Source organism: Streptoalloteichus hindustanus (assembly GCF_900129375.1).
Taxonomy (GTDB): Bacteria; Actinomycetota; Actinomycetes; order Mycobacteriales; family Pseudonocardiaceae; genus Streptoalloteichus; species Streptoalloteichus hindustanus.
The window spans coordinates 87771-101433 of the sequence record NZ_FQVN01000008.1; the positions used below are offsets into that span (position 1 = coordinate 87771).

The 13663-nt window shown below is 71.7% G+C and carries 17 protein-coding genes; 11 read left to right on the forward strand and 6 right to left on the reverse strand.

Annotation, left to right across the window (positions count from 1 at the left end; genetic code table 11):
• Positions 1 to 46: 46 nt before the first annotated feature.
• Positions 47 to 283 carry a hypothetical protein gene (locus BUE43_RS23630; protein ID WP_143174344.1) on the reverse strand — a complete coding sequence of 79 codons (237 nt, stop codon included), beginning with the start codon at positions 281 to 283 and terminating at the stop codon, positions 47 to 49.
• A 113-nt stretch (positions 284 to 396) separates the two neighbouring features.
• Between BUE43_RS23630 and BUE43_RS23635 the strand changes: the two genes are divergently transcribed.
• Both BUE43_RS23635 and BUE43_RS23640 read left to right on the forward strand, forming a co-directional pair.
• Complete coding sequence (locus tag BUE43_RS23635) at positions 397 to 1272, forward strand: helix-turn-helix domain-containing protein (RefSeq protein ID WP_234995879.1); 876 nt, start codon at positions 397 to 399, stop codon at positions 1270 to 1272.
• A 20-nt stretch (positions 1273 to 1292) separates the two neighbouring features.
• The gene (locus BUE43_RS23640; RefSeq protein ID WP_073487440.1) at positions 1293 to 1475 is read left to right on the forward strand and encodes a DUF397 domain-containing protein; all 183 of its coding nucleotides are present in this window, start codon (positions 1293 to 1295) and stop codon (positions 1473 to 1475) included.
• Positions 1476 to 1788: 313 nt separating this feature from the next.
• On the opposite strand, the gene BUE43_RS23645 is transcribed toward BUE43_RS23640, so the two are convergent.
• Positions 1789 to 3390, reverse strand: a complete 1602-nt coding sequence (locus BUE43_RS23645; protein WP_073487043.1) for a CocE/NonD family hydrolase — start codon at positions 3388 to 3390, stop codon at positions 1789 to 1791.
• A 300-nt stretch (positions 3391 to 3690) separates the two neighbouring features.
• Between BUE43_RS23645 and folP the strand changes: the two genes are divergently transcribed.
• On the forward strand, positions 3691 to 4560 hold the full coding sequence (folP, locus tag BUE43_RS23650) for a dihydropteroate synthase (protein ID WP_143174345.1): 870 nt from the start codon (positions 3691 to 3693) through the stop codon (positions 4558 to 4560).
• Between the two features lie 8 nt (positions 4561 to 4568).
• Complete coding sequence (locus BUE43_RS23655; RefSeq protein WP_073487045.1) at positions 4569 to 5510, forward strand: glucosyl-3-phosphoglycerate synthase; 942 nt, start codon at positions 4569 to 4571, stop codon at positions 5508 to 5510.
• Positions 5511 to 5595: 85 nt separating this feature from the next.
• Here BUE43_RS23655 and BUE43_RS23660 read toward each other — a convergent pair whose 3' ends face one another.
• Entirely contained in the window at positions 5596 to 5952 is a 357-nt protein-coding gene (locus tag BUE43_RS23660) for a hypothetical protein (protein WP_073487047.1), read from the reverse strand.
• Position 5953: 1 nt separating this feature from the next.
• The gene (locus BUE43_RS23665) at positions 5954 to 7705 is read right to left on the reverse strand and encodes a hypothetical protein (RefSeq protein WP_073487049.1); all 1752 of its coding nucleotides are present in this window, start codon (positions 7703 to 7705) and stop codon (positions 5954 to 5956) included.
• A 425-nt stretch (positions 7706 to 8130) separates the two neighbouring features.
• Between BUE43_RS23665 and BUE43_RS23670 the strand changes: the two genes are divergently transcribed.
• The 6 genes from BUE43_RS23670 (at position 8131) to BUE43_RS23695 (ending at position 11194) form a co-directional block, all read left to right on the forward strand.
• Positions 8131 to 8469 (forward strand): PadR family transcriptional regulator, encoded by a 339-nt coding sequence (locus BUE43_RS23670; protein WP_073487052.1) that lies wholly within the window; start codon positions 8131 to 8133, stop codon positions 8467 to 8469.
• Entirely contained in the window at positions 8451 to 9107 is a 657-nt protein-coding gene (locus BUE43_RS23675; protein ID WP_083960079.1) for a permease prefix domain 1-containing protein, read from the forward strand. The genes BUE43_RS23670 and BUE43_RS23675 overlap by 19 nt, the downstream gene beginning before the upstream one ends.
• 110 nt (positions 9108 to 9217) lie before the next feature.
• A complete protein-coding gene (locus BUE43_RS23680; RefSeq protein ID WP_073487446.1) occupies positions 9218 to 9529 on the forward strand; it encodes a DivIVA domain-containing protein in 312 nt (103 codons plus the stop codon).
• Positions 9526 to 9987, forward strand: coding sequence for an SRPBCC family protein (locus BUE43_RS23685; protein ID WP_073487054.1), 462 nt, complete (start codon positions 9526 to 9528; stop codon positions 9985 to 9987). Before BUE43_RS23680 ends, BUE43_RS23685 begins: the two co-directional genes overlap by 4 nt.
• Complete coding sequence (locus BUE43_RS23690) at positions 9987 to 10595, forward strand: DNA-3-methyladenine glycosylase I (protein ID WP_073487056.1); 609 nt, start codon at positions 9987 to 9989, stop codon at positions 10593 to 10595. The genes BUE43_RS23685 and BUE43_RS23690 overlap by 1 nt, the downstream gene beginning before the upstream one ends.
• Before the next feature lie 107 nt (positions 10596 to 10702).
• The gene (locus BUE43_RS23695) at positions 10703 to 11194 is read left to right on the forward strand and encodes a Uma2 family endonuclease (protein ID WP_083960080.1); all 492 of its coding nucleotides are present in this window, start codon (positions 10703 to 10705) and stop codon (positions 11192 to 11194) included.
• Between the two features lie 409 nt (positions 11195 to 11603).
• Here the strand turns inward: BUE43_RS23695 and BUE43_RS23700 are convergent, their stop codons facing one another.
• Both BUE43_RS23700 and BUE43_RS23705 read right to left on the reverse strand, forming a co-directional pair.
• Positions 11604 to 12395 carry an enoyl-CoA hydratase-related protein gene (locus BUE43_RS23700; protein WP_073487058.1) on the reverse strand — a complete coding sequence of 264 codons (792 nt, stop codon included), beginning with the start codon at positions 12393 to 12395 and terminating at the stop codon, positions 11604 to 11606.
• 50 nt (positions 12396 to 12445) lie between these two features.
• Complete coding sequence (locus BUE43_RS23705) at positions 12446 to 13225, reverse strand: PaaX family transcriptional regulator (protein ID WP_073487060.1); 780 nt, start codon at positions 13223 to 13225, stop codon at positions 12446 to 12448.
• 197 nt (positions 13226 to 13422) lie between these two features.
• On the opposite strand from BUE43_RS23705, the gene BUE43_RS23710 reads away from it, so the two are divergent.
• A complete protein-coding gene (locus BUE43_RS23710) occupies positions 13423 to 13590 on the forward strand; it encodes a DUF3117 domain-containing protein (RefSeq protein ID WP_073487062.1) in 168 nt (55 codons plus the stop codon).
• The last annotated feature ends 73 nt before the right edge of the window (positions 13591 to 13663 follow it).

A 13663-nucleotide genomic window follows, 5' to 3' on the forward strand; every position in this document is an offset into this window, starting at 1 on the left:
CCTCGGCGGGGCCACTTTCCCTTACCGGGCAACGCCTTCTCAGCCCTCAGCTCTCAGCCCGGGCCGCGTACTCGGCGTCGATCCGGTCCATCTCCCCCTTGGCCTTCGTCAGAACCTCGATCATCGTCGGCAGTGCCTTGCTGGTGAGGACGAGGTACAGGTCGCAGTTGCCCACCCGCACGTGGACCTCCTCTCCCGAGCCGGTCACGTCGTAATTGATCTCAGCGTCCTCGGTGACCGTCACGTCGGCGCTGATCTCGACTCCCCGGACCCTCGCGCACATGGCCGCCTCCTCCTGGCTCCCCGCCAACCGCTCCTGGTGATCGGTCGACTACAGTGTGACACATCGCACTGTATTGCGCTTACATACAAGATCACTAGCGACCTGTTTGGGTGATGTTGGAGGCGACCCTCATGGCTGGTTCCTCGGCCAAGCTGCGCAGGCTGGGCGCGGAGTTGCGGCGGCTGCGCGAGGCCGCTGAACGAACGCAGTCCGAGCTCGCCGAAGTGCTGGGACGCTCCCACGTCTCGATCGTGAACTGGGAGCACGGCAAGACTCGCATCGGCAAGTCCGATCTCCACGTCCTGCTCAAGGAGCTGGGCGCTTCCGACGACGTGCGCGAGGAACTGGAGAAGCTACGGCTGGCTGGTCGAAGCAAGGGCTGGTGGTCGGTCTACAAGCTGCCCGACTGGCTGCGCCCGCTGGTGAGCTTCGAGTCGGACGCGTCGCAGATCACCGCGTTCGAGCCGATCCTGATCCCTGGACTTCTCCAGACGGAGGACTACTCCCGGGCCATCCACCTGGCTGGCCCCTACACGACTCCACGAGAAGTTCTGGAGAAGCGTCTTGAGCTGCGGAAGGGGCGACAACGGCGATTGGTGGGCGAGCATCCGCTAGAACTGCACGTCGTGATCGCGGAGTCCGCATTGCGCCTCGAAGTGGGTGGGCCGGCGATCATGGCCGATCAGCTGTGGCATCTCGTACGTTTGGCAAGCGCTCCCAACATCCGGATTCAGGTTCTTCCCTACCGCGTGGGCGCGCACCCTGCCGTCTGCGGCAACTTCGCCGTCCTCCACTTCAGTGATCCCAAGCTGGACCCGCCACTTGGCTACGCCGACGACGCCGTGGGTGGCCACGTCATCGATGATCCGTCCGAAGTGGAAGTTCTGCTGAACATGTTCGCGGATGTACGTGCTCTTGCCCTCACGGAACCGGAGTCCGTCGACTTCATCGCTACGGTCATGGATGAGTACCGCGCGCGGAAGACGTGAACAGCTTCAGGAGGACATCGATGGAGGGGCTCGCTCGGGCCGAGTGGCGGAAGAGCGGTCGGAGCGGGTCGAGCAACATGTGCGTTGAGGTCGCACGGGGTTTGGACTGGGTTGCCGTGCGGGACAGCAAGAATCCCTCGGGTCCGGCTCTGGTCTTCGATCCCGCCCGGTTCGACGCGTTCCTGCGACAGGTTCGGGGTTAGGTCGTCACTCTCGCTTGTCGGCTCTGCGTCAGGGCTTTAGCAGGCGGAGTCAGTTCGCTCTTTGGTGTTGTCTCGCCTCGGGGTTCGGCGGAGTTGTCCACAGTCACCCGATTTCCTCCACAGGGCTTCATGATCGCCTTGGGGGCCGGGTGCTGGGCCGATAGGCTGGAGCAGGGCTCGCCCCCCAGGGCGGGTGGGGGCTGTCTCCGGTGGGGGCGAGAGGGGCGGGCGGCCGGGCAAAGGTTTGTCCTTTGTGGACGGAGAGTGCGGTCGGGACGTCGTTGGCCCGACCGCATCCGCGTCCGGTGGGCCGTCAGGCCGTGGGGACCCGCAGCCAGGACGGGTTGCCCGCCGGGGAGCCGAAGGTCACCGTCTCGCCGCGCTGGCTCGTGCCGAGGTAGCGCGGGTCGACGGTGTCGACCACCAGGACCAGCCGGTGCCCGGCCGGAACGTCCCAGGTGACCGGCTCCAGGTCGATGTCGATGGTCTGGGCGACGTCGGGCTTGGCGCCGCGCAGGGTGAACGGTTTGTGCGTGATCAACGCGCCACCGCCCACCGCGCCGACGTCGTAGAGGTAGGCGTAGAGCGTCGTGTCGGCCGCGCTCGGGGTCACGGTGGTGTGCAGGCGTGGCGCGCCGTTGACCGTGGTGGCGCTTTCCTGGTCGGGTCCCCACCAGACGGCGGCGTCCGAGCGGTTCACCTGGGGCATCCACACTCCGGTCGGGATGTTGAAGAAGCCCTGCAACATCCCGCTCACCATGATCGTGCCGCTGTTGGCCGCGGTGTCCCAGCCCGTGTTGATCCGGTGCGTCCAACCGGTCGAGGCCGCGCCGGCGAGCGAGCCCGTCACCTGCGGTGAGGTCCAGCTCGTGGTGGGCCGGGTCAGGTAGAAGGTGCTGTTCCGCGCCGTCGCCGCCGCCCAGCTCGGGTAGCCGCGCCAACCGCCGCCGTTGGCGGGCTTCAGCTGGACCGGCTTCTCCCGGTCGACGCCGTTGTCCACGCCCCGCAGGTGGTGGTCGAACCAGCGGCCGGTGCTCTCCCAGATCTCGTTGGGGAACCCGGCCGCGCCGAAGAGCTCGGGCGTGGCGTGGTCGCCCGGGGTGAGCATGATCCGCTTCGGGCCGGTGAGCCGGTTGTAGAAGTCGACGAGCTGGCTGGGCGGGAAGATCCCGTCCTGCCACGCGTGCGCGATCATGACGGCCGGTCGGTTGGCGTTGATCTGGTCGACCTTGGTGCTGGCCGAGCGCTCGGGTGCGATCGGCAGCACCTTGTCGAAGTTCCCCGCGCGGTAGTCCACCTCGGCCTGGCGCAGCTCCGGTCCCGGCCGGCCGGTCAGGTGCCCCAGCCCCATGAGCATCTCGACGGCCTGGAAGCCGACGGTCCGGTTCGGGTAGAGCGAGGCGGCGAGGTCGGCCCAGCCGCTCATCGCCGTCACCGCGCGCACGCGGCGGTCCGCCGCGGCGGTGAGCAGGCTGATGCCGGCGCCGTAGGAGATGCCCGCCATGCCGACCCGGTCGGGGTCGCCTCCGGCGTTGCGCACGGCCCAGTCGATGACCCTGCGCGCGTCGGCCACGTCGGTGGGGCCGGCCACGCCGATCTCCCCGCCGGAGTCCCAGAAGCCCCGGCTGGTGTAGCTGACCACGACGTACCCGGACTCGTGGGCCATCCGCCACGCGGCCCCGACGTACTCCAGGTTGTTCATGCCCCAGCTCGTGGGCAGCACCAGCAGCGGGTGCGGGCCGGGGCCGCGGCCGGTGGGTCGGATGACGAACGCCCGCAGCGGCGTCCCGCCCTCGCCGGGGATGGTCTCGTAGCGGGTCGTGTGTCCGGGCGCGGCGTGCGCCGCGGGTGCGACCAGGAGCGAACCGAGCAGCGCGGCCAGGGCCGCGAGCAGGAGCAGGGGTGTCCGGCGCATCCGACCTCCCTCGAATGTGAAGTTTCTTCGGTGTTACTGGCGGGTAATCGTCGTGGAACAGGTCACATGATCGGCGTCACTGTGATGGAGATCACTGCGAGCTGGGGTGCGGGGATGACACCGCGCTGACGTGCGCCGATCGATTCAGGTGGACAGAACTCGACGCCGTGCTGCGCTTTCCGGATTACGCCGCGTGACGGCAGGGGGTGATGGTGCTCACGGGGTCGCCCAGAAGGTGATCGGGGTCATATCGCGGTGCGCGGGCGGGCTTCGCTGTCATCGCCTGGCACGATCGGGTGTGTGAGCACGCTGCGGTTCGGTAAGCGCGAGGTCCGGCAGGACCGCGCCCTGGTGATGGCGATCGTCAACCGCACCAGGGACTCCTTCTACGACCGCGGCGCCACCTTCGCGGAGGACGCCGCGCTGGCCGCCGTCGACCGGGTCGTCGCCGAGGGCGCCGACATCGTCGACATCGGCGGCGTGCGGGCCGGCTCGCACGGCGAGGTCGTCGACGTCGACGAGGAGATCCGCCGGGTGGTCCCGTTCGTCGCGGCGGTCCGCGAGCGACACCCCCACCTCGTGATCAGCGTCGACACCTGGCGGCACGAGGTCGGCCGGCTGGTCTGCGAGGCCGGCGCCGACCTGCTCAACGACACCTGGGCCGGCGCCGACCCCCGGCTCGCGGAGGTCGCGGCGGAGTTCGGCGTCGGCGTCGTCTGCTCGCACACCGGCGGCCTGCCGCCGCGCACCGACCCGCACCGCGTCCGCTACCCCGACGTGGTCGCCGACGTCGTCGAGGAGGTGACCCGGCAGGCCGAGCGGATGGTGCGGCTGGGCGTGCCCCGCGCCGGCGTCCTGATCGACCCCACCCACGACTTCGGCAAGAACACCTGGCACAGCCTGGAGCTGCTGCGCCGGCTGGACGAGCTGGTGGCCACCGGGTGGCCGGTGCTGATGGCGTTGTCCAACAAGGACTTCGTGGGCGAGACCCTCGACGCCGAGGTGGATGACCGGGTGGACGGGACCCTCGCCGCGACCGCCGTCGCCGCCTGGGCCGGCGCCAGGGTGTTCCGCGCGCACAACGTCCGGCAGACCCGGCACGTGCTGGAGATGGTGGGCAGCATCGCCGGGACCCGGCCGCCGGCCGGGGTGCTGCGGGCGATGGCCTGAGCGGCGGCATGCGGCCCGACGTCGAGCGCTGGTTCACGGCGCGCACCACCCAGAATCCACAGTGGACGGTTGAGGAGCTCCGCGCGGCCAAGGGGAGCCGCACGGTGAGCGTCGTGCTGCCCGCGCTGGACGAGGAGGAGACCGTCGCGGACGTGGTGGCGGCGGTGCTGCCCCACACCTCCGCGGTGGACGGACGTCGGCTGGTGGACGAGGTGGTCGTCGTCGACTCCGGGTCCACCGACCGCACCGCCGAGGTGGCCGCGGCCGCCGGGGCGCGCGTGGTGCGGCGGGAGGACGTCGTGCCGCACCTGCCGCCGGTGCCCGGCAAGGGCGAGGTGCTGTGGCGGTCGCTCGCCGCCACCACCGGCGACCTGGTGGTGTTCCTGGACTCCGACCTGGTCGAGGTCGACGCCGGCTTCGTCCCGGCGTTGCTCGGCCCCCTGCTCACCGTCGACGGCGTGCGCCTGGTGAAGGGCTTCTACCGCCGGCCACTGCGCGTGGGGACCGACGAGGCGGACAACGGGGGAGGCCGGGTCACCGAGCTGCTCGCGCGGCCGCTGCTCGCCGCCCTGCGCCCCGAGCTGTCCGGGGTGGTGCAGCCGCTGGGCGGCGAGTACGCGGCGACGCGCGAGCTGTTGGAGTCCCTGCCCTTCGCCGCCGGCTACGGCGTGGAGATCGGACTGCTGCTCGACACCGCCCAGCGGCACGGAACGGACGCGATCGCCCAGGTCAACCTCGGTGTGCGCAAGCACCGCAACCGCTCGCTGCGTGCGCTGGGCGTCATGGCCCGGCAGATCCTCGGCACCGTGCTCGACCGCTGCGGCCTGCCGGACCCCGGCGGGCCCTACGCCCAGTTCGCCCAGGTCGCCGGGGAGTGGCTGCCCGACGTGGCCGAGGTCCGGATCGCCGACCGACCGCCGATGCGCGAGGTGCGCGCACCCGGGCGCTGACCCGCACCGGCGACCCCGCGGCCCCGCACCCAGACGGCCCCGCACCCCCGTACCCTGGTAGTTCGGTGGTCCGGGAGTCCGGCGGTCAGAGCAGCTTGCTGATCCCGTCGGCGATCTCGGCGATCGCCCCACCGGCGGTGAGGGCGGTGAGCAGGCCCCGCAACCGATCCCACCGACCGCGCACCCGTTGTGGGTCGGGCCGCTCCGCCGCCAGTTCCTCGGCCAGGAGCTCAGCGTGCGCGTCGGCCTTCGCGTAGGCGGGGTCGTTCGCGTGCGCGGCCAGCTCCGCCCGGAGCCGGGCGACCAGCGCGCGCAGCTCGTCGGTCCGGGCGGGGCCGCCGATCGTCACGTCGCCGACGTCGACCTTGTTGTTCCTGCCGCCGAGGTTCGCGCCGACGACGGTGCTCCCGGTGATGTGGATGCCTCTGGGTTGGTTGGTCACGTCAGTCCTTCCCACCCTCGTCGCGGCCACGCGACATCTTGGTGTCGCCGGTGTTGACGGTGTTGCCCCTGCCGCCGATGTTGAGCCCGGAGACCTGGCTGTCGTTGATCACGGTGTTGTGGATGACGGCGTTCGCGCTGCCGGTGAACTCCTTGGTGGAGTAGCCGTGCTCCGCGAGGCAGTCCGCGATCGCGGCCATCGCGCGCCGCTCCATGAGCTTCACGTGCCGGATGCCGTCCATCTCGTGGAAGTACGTCTCGCCGCGCCGGTTCGCGGCCAGCTCCCGGATGCTGCGCCGCGCTCCGTACGCGGAGGGGACGACGTGCTGCTGCCGGTAGGTGATCCCGGCGCGCCGCGCCGCGTCGCGCAGGACGCGGTAGATCGTGCGAACGCGGCGGGGGACGGTCCCGGGCAGGGCGACCAGGTCGATCAGCGCGCGCGAGATCGCGTGCGACAGCCGGGTCTCCGCCCACTCGCCCCGGGTGTAGTAGGGGGCGACCGGGTTGAGCTGGAAGGCGTCCCACTCGACGTAGAGCGTCCGCTCGTCGCAGCCGATGTGCAGGTAGCTGGAGATGACCAGCTCCTTGTGCCAGGTCTCGACGCGGAAGCAGCGGAAGTACCTGATCCACTCCGGGCTGCGGTCGGCCAGGTTCCGCAGGACCTCGGCCGGCAGCCAGTTGGCCGGCGTGGACGTGGGGCTGGGCAGGATGTGGCAGGCCAGCTCCTCGTGCCGGTAGCGCATGAGGGACAGCGCCGAGACGACGGCGTGCTCGCTGTCGGACAGCTCGCGCAGGCGCAGGCCCGGCGCGAGGTTGTCCGAGCCGCGCATCCGCTTCAGCTCCTCGGCCACCCGGTCGTACAGCTCGGTGGGGTTGAGCGGGGTCGGCTCGGCGTCCGTCTCGGCCGCCTCCTCGTCCTGGCGCAACTGCACGGCCACGGACCAGGACCGCGCCAGCGTCCCGGAGCCCACGAACGCGCGCCACCCGTCGTGCACCACGAGGTTGCCGCGCTGCCCGGCGTTCGAGATCAGCCCGAGGCGCTTGGCGTGCGGCTCCCAGCCGGAGGCGCGCAGCGCGTGGTCGAGCCGGGAGTCCTGGGGCTGGGGTTGGCGGAAGCGGCCGTAGGTGAAGTGGTTGATGAGCAGGTGCCGCAGGGCCAGTCGGTCCGAGAGCAGCACGACGAACATGAGGACGAGCAACAGGAACACCGCGACGCCCGGCGCGAGCGCGTCCAGCGCCTCGTCCATTGGAGAGCGGTAGCCGTAGCGACGGCTGCTGGAGGTCGTTGTCGTGGGAAGCGTGAGAACCGTCGAGAACAACAGGAACGCCAGGACGCCGGCGGTGATGAGCCCCGTGCGCGCGGTGCTGGGCTCCACGCCCCGCATCCTGGCCGAGGCCGTGGTCGTCGCGTGGATCACCAGCCAGATGGCGGCCACGGCCACCCAGGCCACCGCCGTCACCGGCGCGATGAGCAGGGCGACCAGGAACGCCACCAGCACGGCCACGTCGCGGAGCAGCCGCCGGCGCCGGGCGGCCAGGGCCTCGCGGAGCACGACGGCGGCGTCGACGCCGGGGGAGGGCGGGACGGCGCGGCGGGGCTCGGCGAGGAACTCCTCGATCGCGTTGTCCGCGAAGGTCTCGTCCAGGTGCGCGGCGGCCGAGAGGTGCCGGGTCGCCTCGTCGTCCAGCTGGGGAGCGGCGACGACGGCGGCGGCGGCCTGGTCACCGGTGTGCGAAATCGATTCAGCGGTCATCTGACCTCCAGCGCTGCTGGATGTGGGGGAGATCACGGATCGCCCGCAGTGTCGACCTCCGTTGGCGGTAGCGGAAAGAAATCACCGGCGATCCACTCTGATGGACCAGCGCGTCGGTACGTTTCGCGGCAACCACTTCGCCCGCCGACCGAACCGCTCGGCCGTTGGCTGGTCAGCGGTGCGCGCTCACCTCTTACGCGCTACTCCGGGCCGCGCGCGTGGGGCCGCGTCGCGCTCCGCGGGTGGGCCGGAGGAGGCGGGTCCGGGCCGACGGGAGCCCAGGGGCGAGGAGGGCCGCCACCGTCCATCCACAGTGGAGCTGCGGGGCGCGGAGCGGGTCGCGGGGAGGCGCCGCGTACTGCTCGCGTCCGTTCCGACACCGGGTGGTGACACACCTCCGGGGGGCATCCGTAGACTCACTACACGTGAAGGCGGACGCGCTGCGTGGGCACCTGGATGCCTTGCTGCTGGCCACCCTCGACGGCCGCGAGCTGCATGGGTACGCGATCATCGAGGCGCTCCAACTCCGCAGTGGCGGGGCGCTGGACCTGCCGACCGGCACGGTCTACCCCGCGCTGCGGCGACTGGAGCGCGCGGGCTACGTGCGGAGCGAGTGGACGACCGTCTCCGGTCGCCAGCGCCGCACCTACCAACTCACCACCGCGGGCCGGCGGGCGCTCACCGCCGAGCGCGCGGCGTGGCGGGAGTTCACCACGGCCATCGAAGGTGTGCTGGGGAGCGGACCGTGGCCGGCCAAAGCCTGATCGACGACTACGTCGACGCGTTGGCCGCCCGCCTGCGCGGCCCCTCGGTCCTGCTCGGGGACCTGCTCACCGAGGCCAGGGACGGCCTGCAGGACGCGGCCGAGAGCTACCTCGACGCCGGGTTCGACCCCGAGGAGGCGCAGCGCCGCGCCGTGGCCGACTTCGGTCCCGTGCCGCGGATCGCCCGGGAGTACCAGGCCGAGCTGGCCGTGGCGCAGGGCGTGCGGTTCATCCGCTCGCTGCTGCTGCTCATCCCGCTCGTGCACGGCCTGTGGGAGCTGAACCGCCTGCTGTGGGTGGACGCCTCCCAGCCCGACTGGTACCGCACGGTCGCCCAGGCCACCGACCTGACCTCGTGGGTGCTGGCCGCCTCCGCCGCGGCGATCCTGCTCGCCTTCCGCTGGCTGGCCCGGCTCATCGGCGACACCCGGCTGGTCGGCCGGCTCGCCGGCGCGTGGTCGGTCGGCGCCGTCGGCGTGTACGGCTTCAGCCTGCTCACCGTCGTGGTCGCCACGGCGGGCGTGGAGCCGGCCCTGCTGCTGGTCTCCCCGCCGGTGCTCCTCGCGACCGTGGTGACCTTCGCGGTGATGGGCCGGCTCGTCCTGCTCGCCCGGCGCTGCTTCGTGCTCGTCGCCTGAGCCGGTGCGCGCGGGGCCGCCCGGTCGTGGGCCCCGTCGCGCGGACGATCTTGGATCGGGGCCCGCCCCGCCGCCGGACGGCCGTCGGGCGGGCGTGCCACGATCTGACCGTGACCACCGCGCTCATCTACCTCGTCGTCATGATCGCTGTGGCGGCGGTGGTGTTCCTGCTCGCCTCGGCCGTGTTCGGGCGCGGCGAGGAGCTGGCGCCGCTGCCCCCCGGCGCCTCGCCCACGCGGTTGCCCCCGGAGGACGTCACCGGGGACGACGTCCGGGCCCTGCGGTTCCAGCAGGCGGTGCGGGGCTACCGCATGTCGGAGGTCGACTGGGCGCTGGAGCACCTGGCCGGCGAGGTCGACCAGCTCCGCGGCCGGATCGCCGAGTTGGAGCAGGAGATCGCCACGAGGACGTCGGCGGAATGACCCCCGCGCGCGGGCCCCTCGTGCGGGTGGAGCTGTCGACGGTGGTGCCGGCGCCGCCCGAGGTGGTGTTCGCGGCGGCCACGGACTGGACCCGGCAGCGGGAGTGGATGCTCGGCACCCAGTCGCATGTGGTGGCCGGCTCGGGCCGGGACGTCGGCTCCCGCGTGATCGCCTTCACCGGCCTCGGCGACCTCGGGTTCCTGGACACCATGGAGATCGCCGTCTGGGACCCGCCGCACCGGTGCGAGGTGCGGCACCTCGGCCACCTGCTCCACGGCGTCGGCGTCTTCGCGGTGCGACCGCACGACCGGGGCGCCGTGCTCACCTGGGAGGAGCGGCTCCGCGCGCCGCTCGGCGTGCTGGGCGAGCTCGGCTGGCGCCTCGTCCGGCCCGCTGTCTCGTGGGGCCTGCGCCGTTCGTTGACCAGATTCGCCTCGTTCTGTCAGGAGTACCCATGATGAGCGGTCCGGACCTCGGCGCCGACGGCCTCGCCCGCTGCCCCTGGGGCGCGTCCACCCCGGACTACGCCGCGTACCACGACACCGAGTGGGGTGTGCCGCTGCGGGGCGTCACGGCCCTGTTCGAGCGGATGTCGCTGGAGGCGTTCCAGTCCGGGCTGTCGTGGCTGGTGATCCTGCGCAAGCGGGAGGGCTTCCGCCGGGCCTTCGCCGGCTTCGACCCGGAGACCGTGGCCGGGTTCGGCGCGGACGACGTGGCCCGGCTGCTCGCCGACGCCGGCATCGTGCGCAACCGGGCCAAGATCGAGGCGACGATCCGGAACGCGCGGGCGGTGTGCGACCTGGACGTGCCGCTGGACGACCTGCTGTGGTCGTTCGCGCCGGACACGCCGGAGAGACCGGCGCCCGAACTGCACACCGACGTGCCGGCGACGAGCCCGGAGTCGAAGGCGATGGCCAAGGAGCTCAAGCGCCGGGGCTTCGCCTTCGTCGGCCCCACCACGTGCTACGCGCTGATGCAGGCCACCGGCATGGTCAACGACCACCTCGCCGGCTGCTGGCGGCGCACCGCGACCGATCTGGTCGGCCTGTCCCACCCGGTCCCGTGAAAGCTGGAGAAGGGACTTCCTGTGGTGGCCTTGCCCGCTGACTGGCTCTACCCACCACCCGGAGGCTGGACGCTGGATGACGTCCGTAATCTTCCGAGAAGTGCCGGGTGGAGGTCCTGGACGGAGCCCTGACTGTGAATCCCAGCCCGCTCCCCCCTGCATCAGCGCGTTGTGCGGCGGCTGGCGGCGGCACTGGAGTCGCAGCTTCCTCGGGAGTGGCAACTGGAGACCGACATCGACGTGATGCTCGCGGAGAGCCGCTGGACTACCTGACCCCGGGCGTCGTGGTGTTCCGGGCAGACCTACCCCTGACCACCAGGCCGATTCCCGCCCTGGACATCCTGCTCGTCGTGGAGGTCGTCTCCCACGGCTCCCGCCGGGAGGATCGCGGCTCCAAGCCGATCGCCCACGCCGAGGCGGGGATTCCGCACTTCTGGCGAGTGGAAGGTCCGACCAGTGGCGCGCCGAGCGTGTGCGTCCACACCTTCGAACTCGACCGGACGCGAGGCGGCTACACCGCCAGTGGCGAGTACGTGGACCGCCTGATCACGACGTCTCCAGGTCGCCTGGACATCGACCTGAGCCGACTGACCTTCTGATTCCCGGTCGCGGTGGGCCGTTGTCGATCTTCTTCTGCACAGCCCCCACCCGCCCTGGGGGGCGACCCCGCTTCCAGCCTACCGAGGATCAACACCGCCCCGCACCACCCAAACCGTCGCCTGTGGACAAACCTCCCGAGAATGGCTCCACGTTCACCCGAAGATCGGGTAACTGTGGACAACTGCTCGGAGCCTGGGGACAACCCGAGCCACAAAAGGGTTGTCCCCAGGCCGAAATCGGGCCGTCGCCGAGAGATCGCGCGACACTGGAAAGCCCGGCCTCCAGCGAGAGCTACCGCAGCCACAGCGGTCGCGGCACCCCGCGGACCGAGCCGACGAATTCGCCGCAGCCCCCTCACGCACCCGATCGCCGATCACCCGACCACTTCAGCGCGGCCGAGCCCCGAGATCAGTGGCCGGTGAACTTCGGCGAACGCTTCGCCACGAACGCCTCGACCGCCTCGCGGTGGTCGGCCGTCGCGCCCGCCTCCGCCTGCGTGCGGGCCTCGACCGCGAGCGCCTCCTCCACCGCCGCCGCGGCCGACGCCAGCATCGCTTCCTTGATCTTGGTGTAGGCGGTGGTCGGCCCGGCCGCCATCCGCGCGGCGATCTCCCGCGCCCGGTCCAGCGCGGTGCCGTCCGGCACGACCCGGTTGACCATGCCGATCCGCAGCGCCTCCTCGGCCCCGACCGGCTCGGCCAACAGGAACATCTCCATCGCCCGGCCGTAGCCGATCAACCTCGGCAACGTCCACGACGCCCCCGAGTCCGCCGTGAGCCCGACGTTGGCGAAGGCCATCAGGAACTTCGCCGACTCCGCCGCCACCCGCAGGTCGCACGCGTACGCCAGCGACGCCCCAGCGCCCGCCGCCGTCCCGTTCACAGCGGCGATCACCGGCTTCGGCATCCGCAGCACAGCGGTGACCAACGGGTTGTAGTGCTCCTCCACCGTGCGCAGCGGGGCCGGGTCGCCGGAGGTGAGCAACTCGACGTGCTCCTTGAGGTCCTGCCCGGCGCAGAACGCCCGCCCCGCACCGGTGATGACCACCGCGCGCACCGCGTCGTCCGCCGCCGCCTCGCCCAGCGCGGCCAGCAAGTCCTCCTTCAACGCGGTCGTCAGCGAGTTGTACGCGTCGGGCCGGTTCAGCGTGAAGGTGCGCACGCCCTCGGCGTCCTCGGTCAGCAACACGGCGTCGGACACGGGTGTCCTCCCTCTCCTCGGGTCGCCGCCGCCGGATCGCGGCGGGGCGTTCACTGGCTGTCCAAGCAGGACTCCACGAACCGGTTCGCGCCCCGCGCGAGCCGCTCGGTGTGGTGGTCGAAGAACCGCGCCGCCTCCCGCCCCGACCAGTCGGGCGGCAGCAACTGCGGCGGAAGACCGGGATCGCGGAAGAGGAACTTGCGCCACGCGTGCAACAGCTGTTGCGAGGCGGCGAACGCCGCTGCCGCCGACGAGGCGTCCACAACGGACACCCGGGGCTCCCACTCGGCGACGAACGTGGCGTAGTCCGCGCCCAACTCCGCGAGGTCCCACGCGCGCGCGGCCAGCTCGGTGTCGTCGCCGTCGTGCTCGCCGTGGAAGGTGCGCGCGGCGACCTCCTCGGCGGCCAGCACGTCGGACAGCTCCCGGGACGGGCGCGGCGCGATCCAGGTGACCGGCCCCAGCTCGCCGTAGCCGAGCAGGTGCAGCGAGGAGGTGAGCCGGTCCCGCGCCGGGCGCGCCGGCAGCTCCTCCAGCACCACCACGTGCCACCGACTGTCCCAAGTGGACGGACGAGTGCGGTAGATCCGCGCCGCGGCCTCGTCAAGGCGCTTCTCGGCGCGCGGCGTGAGCGCGTACCCGGGGCCGGCGGGCAGGCGCACGGGACGCAGCCAGCCCTGCCGCACGGTGCGGGAGACCGCCGTGCGCACCGCGGGCGCGGCGAAGCCGAGCGGTTCGAGCAGGCGCACGAGGGCGGCGATCGTCGCGGCGCCACCCCGCTCCCGGAGATGACCGCCGTACACGTCGAACAACGCTGAACGAGCCCGCACGACGGCTGAGTTTGTCAGTCCGAAAGCCACTCGACCAGTGCCGTTGTCGCCGGTGTGACCTGCGTGGAATCCGGCGTGGAGCGACACGAAGTGATCGTTCGGTTTCGTCCGTGCGTACGAATGGGGGAGAATGGGTCCCGCACCCGACGCGCTGGGCGGTGTGTCGGGCGGGGAAGAGTTGACGGAGGGAGCACGCTATGGCGGCCATGAAGCCCCGGACCGGCGACGGTCCCCTCGAGGTCACCAAGGAGGGTCGCGGGATTGTGATGCGCCTCCCGCTCGAGGGTGGTGGGCGCCTCGTCGTCGAGATGTCGGCGGAGGAGGCCAGCGAGCTGGGCGATGCCCTGAAGGCCGCTGCGGGCTGAGGTAACCGAACCGCCAACCGGCCGGTCCGGCCGAGCACCGTCCGGCCCCGGTTTCCCCCGTCCCGGTCGCTCA

Coding starts and splice junctions, on each gene's coding strand:
- BUE43_RS23630 (WP_143174344.1), bottom strand. CDS start 283: ATGTGCGCGAGGGTCCGGGGAGTCGAGATCAGCGCCGACGTGACGGTC.
- BUE43_RS23710 (WP_073487062.1), top strand. CDS start 13,423: ATGGCGGCCATGAAGCCCCGGACCGGCGACGGTCCCCTCGAGGTCACC.
- BUE43_RS23645 (WP_073487043.1), bottom strand. CDS start 3,390: ATGCGCCGGACACCCCTGCTCCTGCTCGCGGCCCTGGCCGCGCTGCTC.
- BUE43_RS23635 (WP_234995879.1), top strand. CDS start 397: ATGTTGGAGGCGACCCTCATGGCTGGTTCCTCGGCCAAGCTGCGCAGG.
- BUE43_RS23665 (WP_073487049.1), bottom strand. CDS start 7,705: ATGACCGCTGAATCGATTTCGCACACCGGTGACCAGGCCGCCGCCGCC.
- BUE43_RS23685 (WP_073487054.1), top strand. CDS start 9,526: ATGACCCCCGCGCGCGGGCCCCTCGTGCGGGTGGAGCTGTCGACGGTG.
- BUE43_RS23690 (WP_073487056.1), top strand. CDS start 9,987: ATGAGCGGTCCGGACCTCGGCGCCGACGGCCTCGCCCGCTGCCCCTGG.
- BUE43_RS23640 (WP_073487440.1), top strand. CDS start 1,293: ATGGAGGGGCTCGCTCGGGCCGAGTGGCGGAAGAGCGGTCGGAGCGGG.
- BUE43_RS23655 (WP_073487045.1), top strand. CDS start 4,569: ATGCGGCCCGACGTCGAGCGCTGGTTCACGGCGCGCACCACCCAGAAT.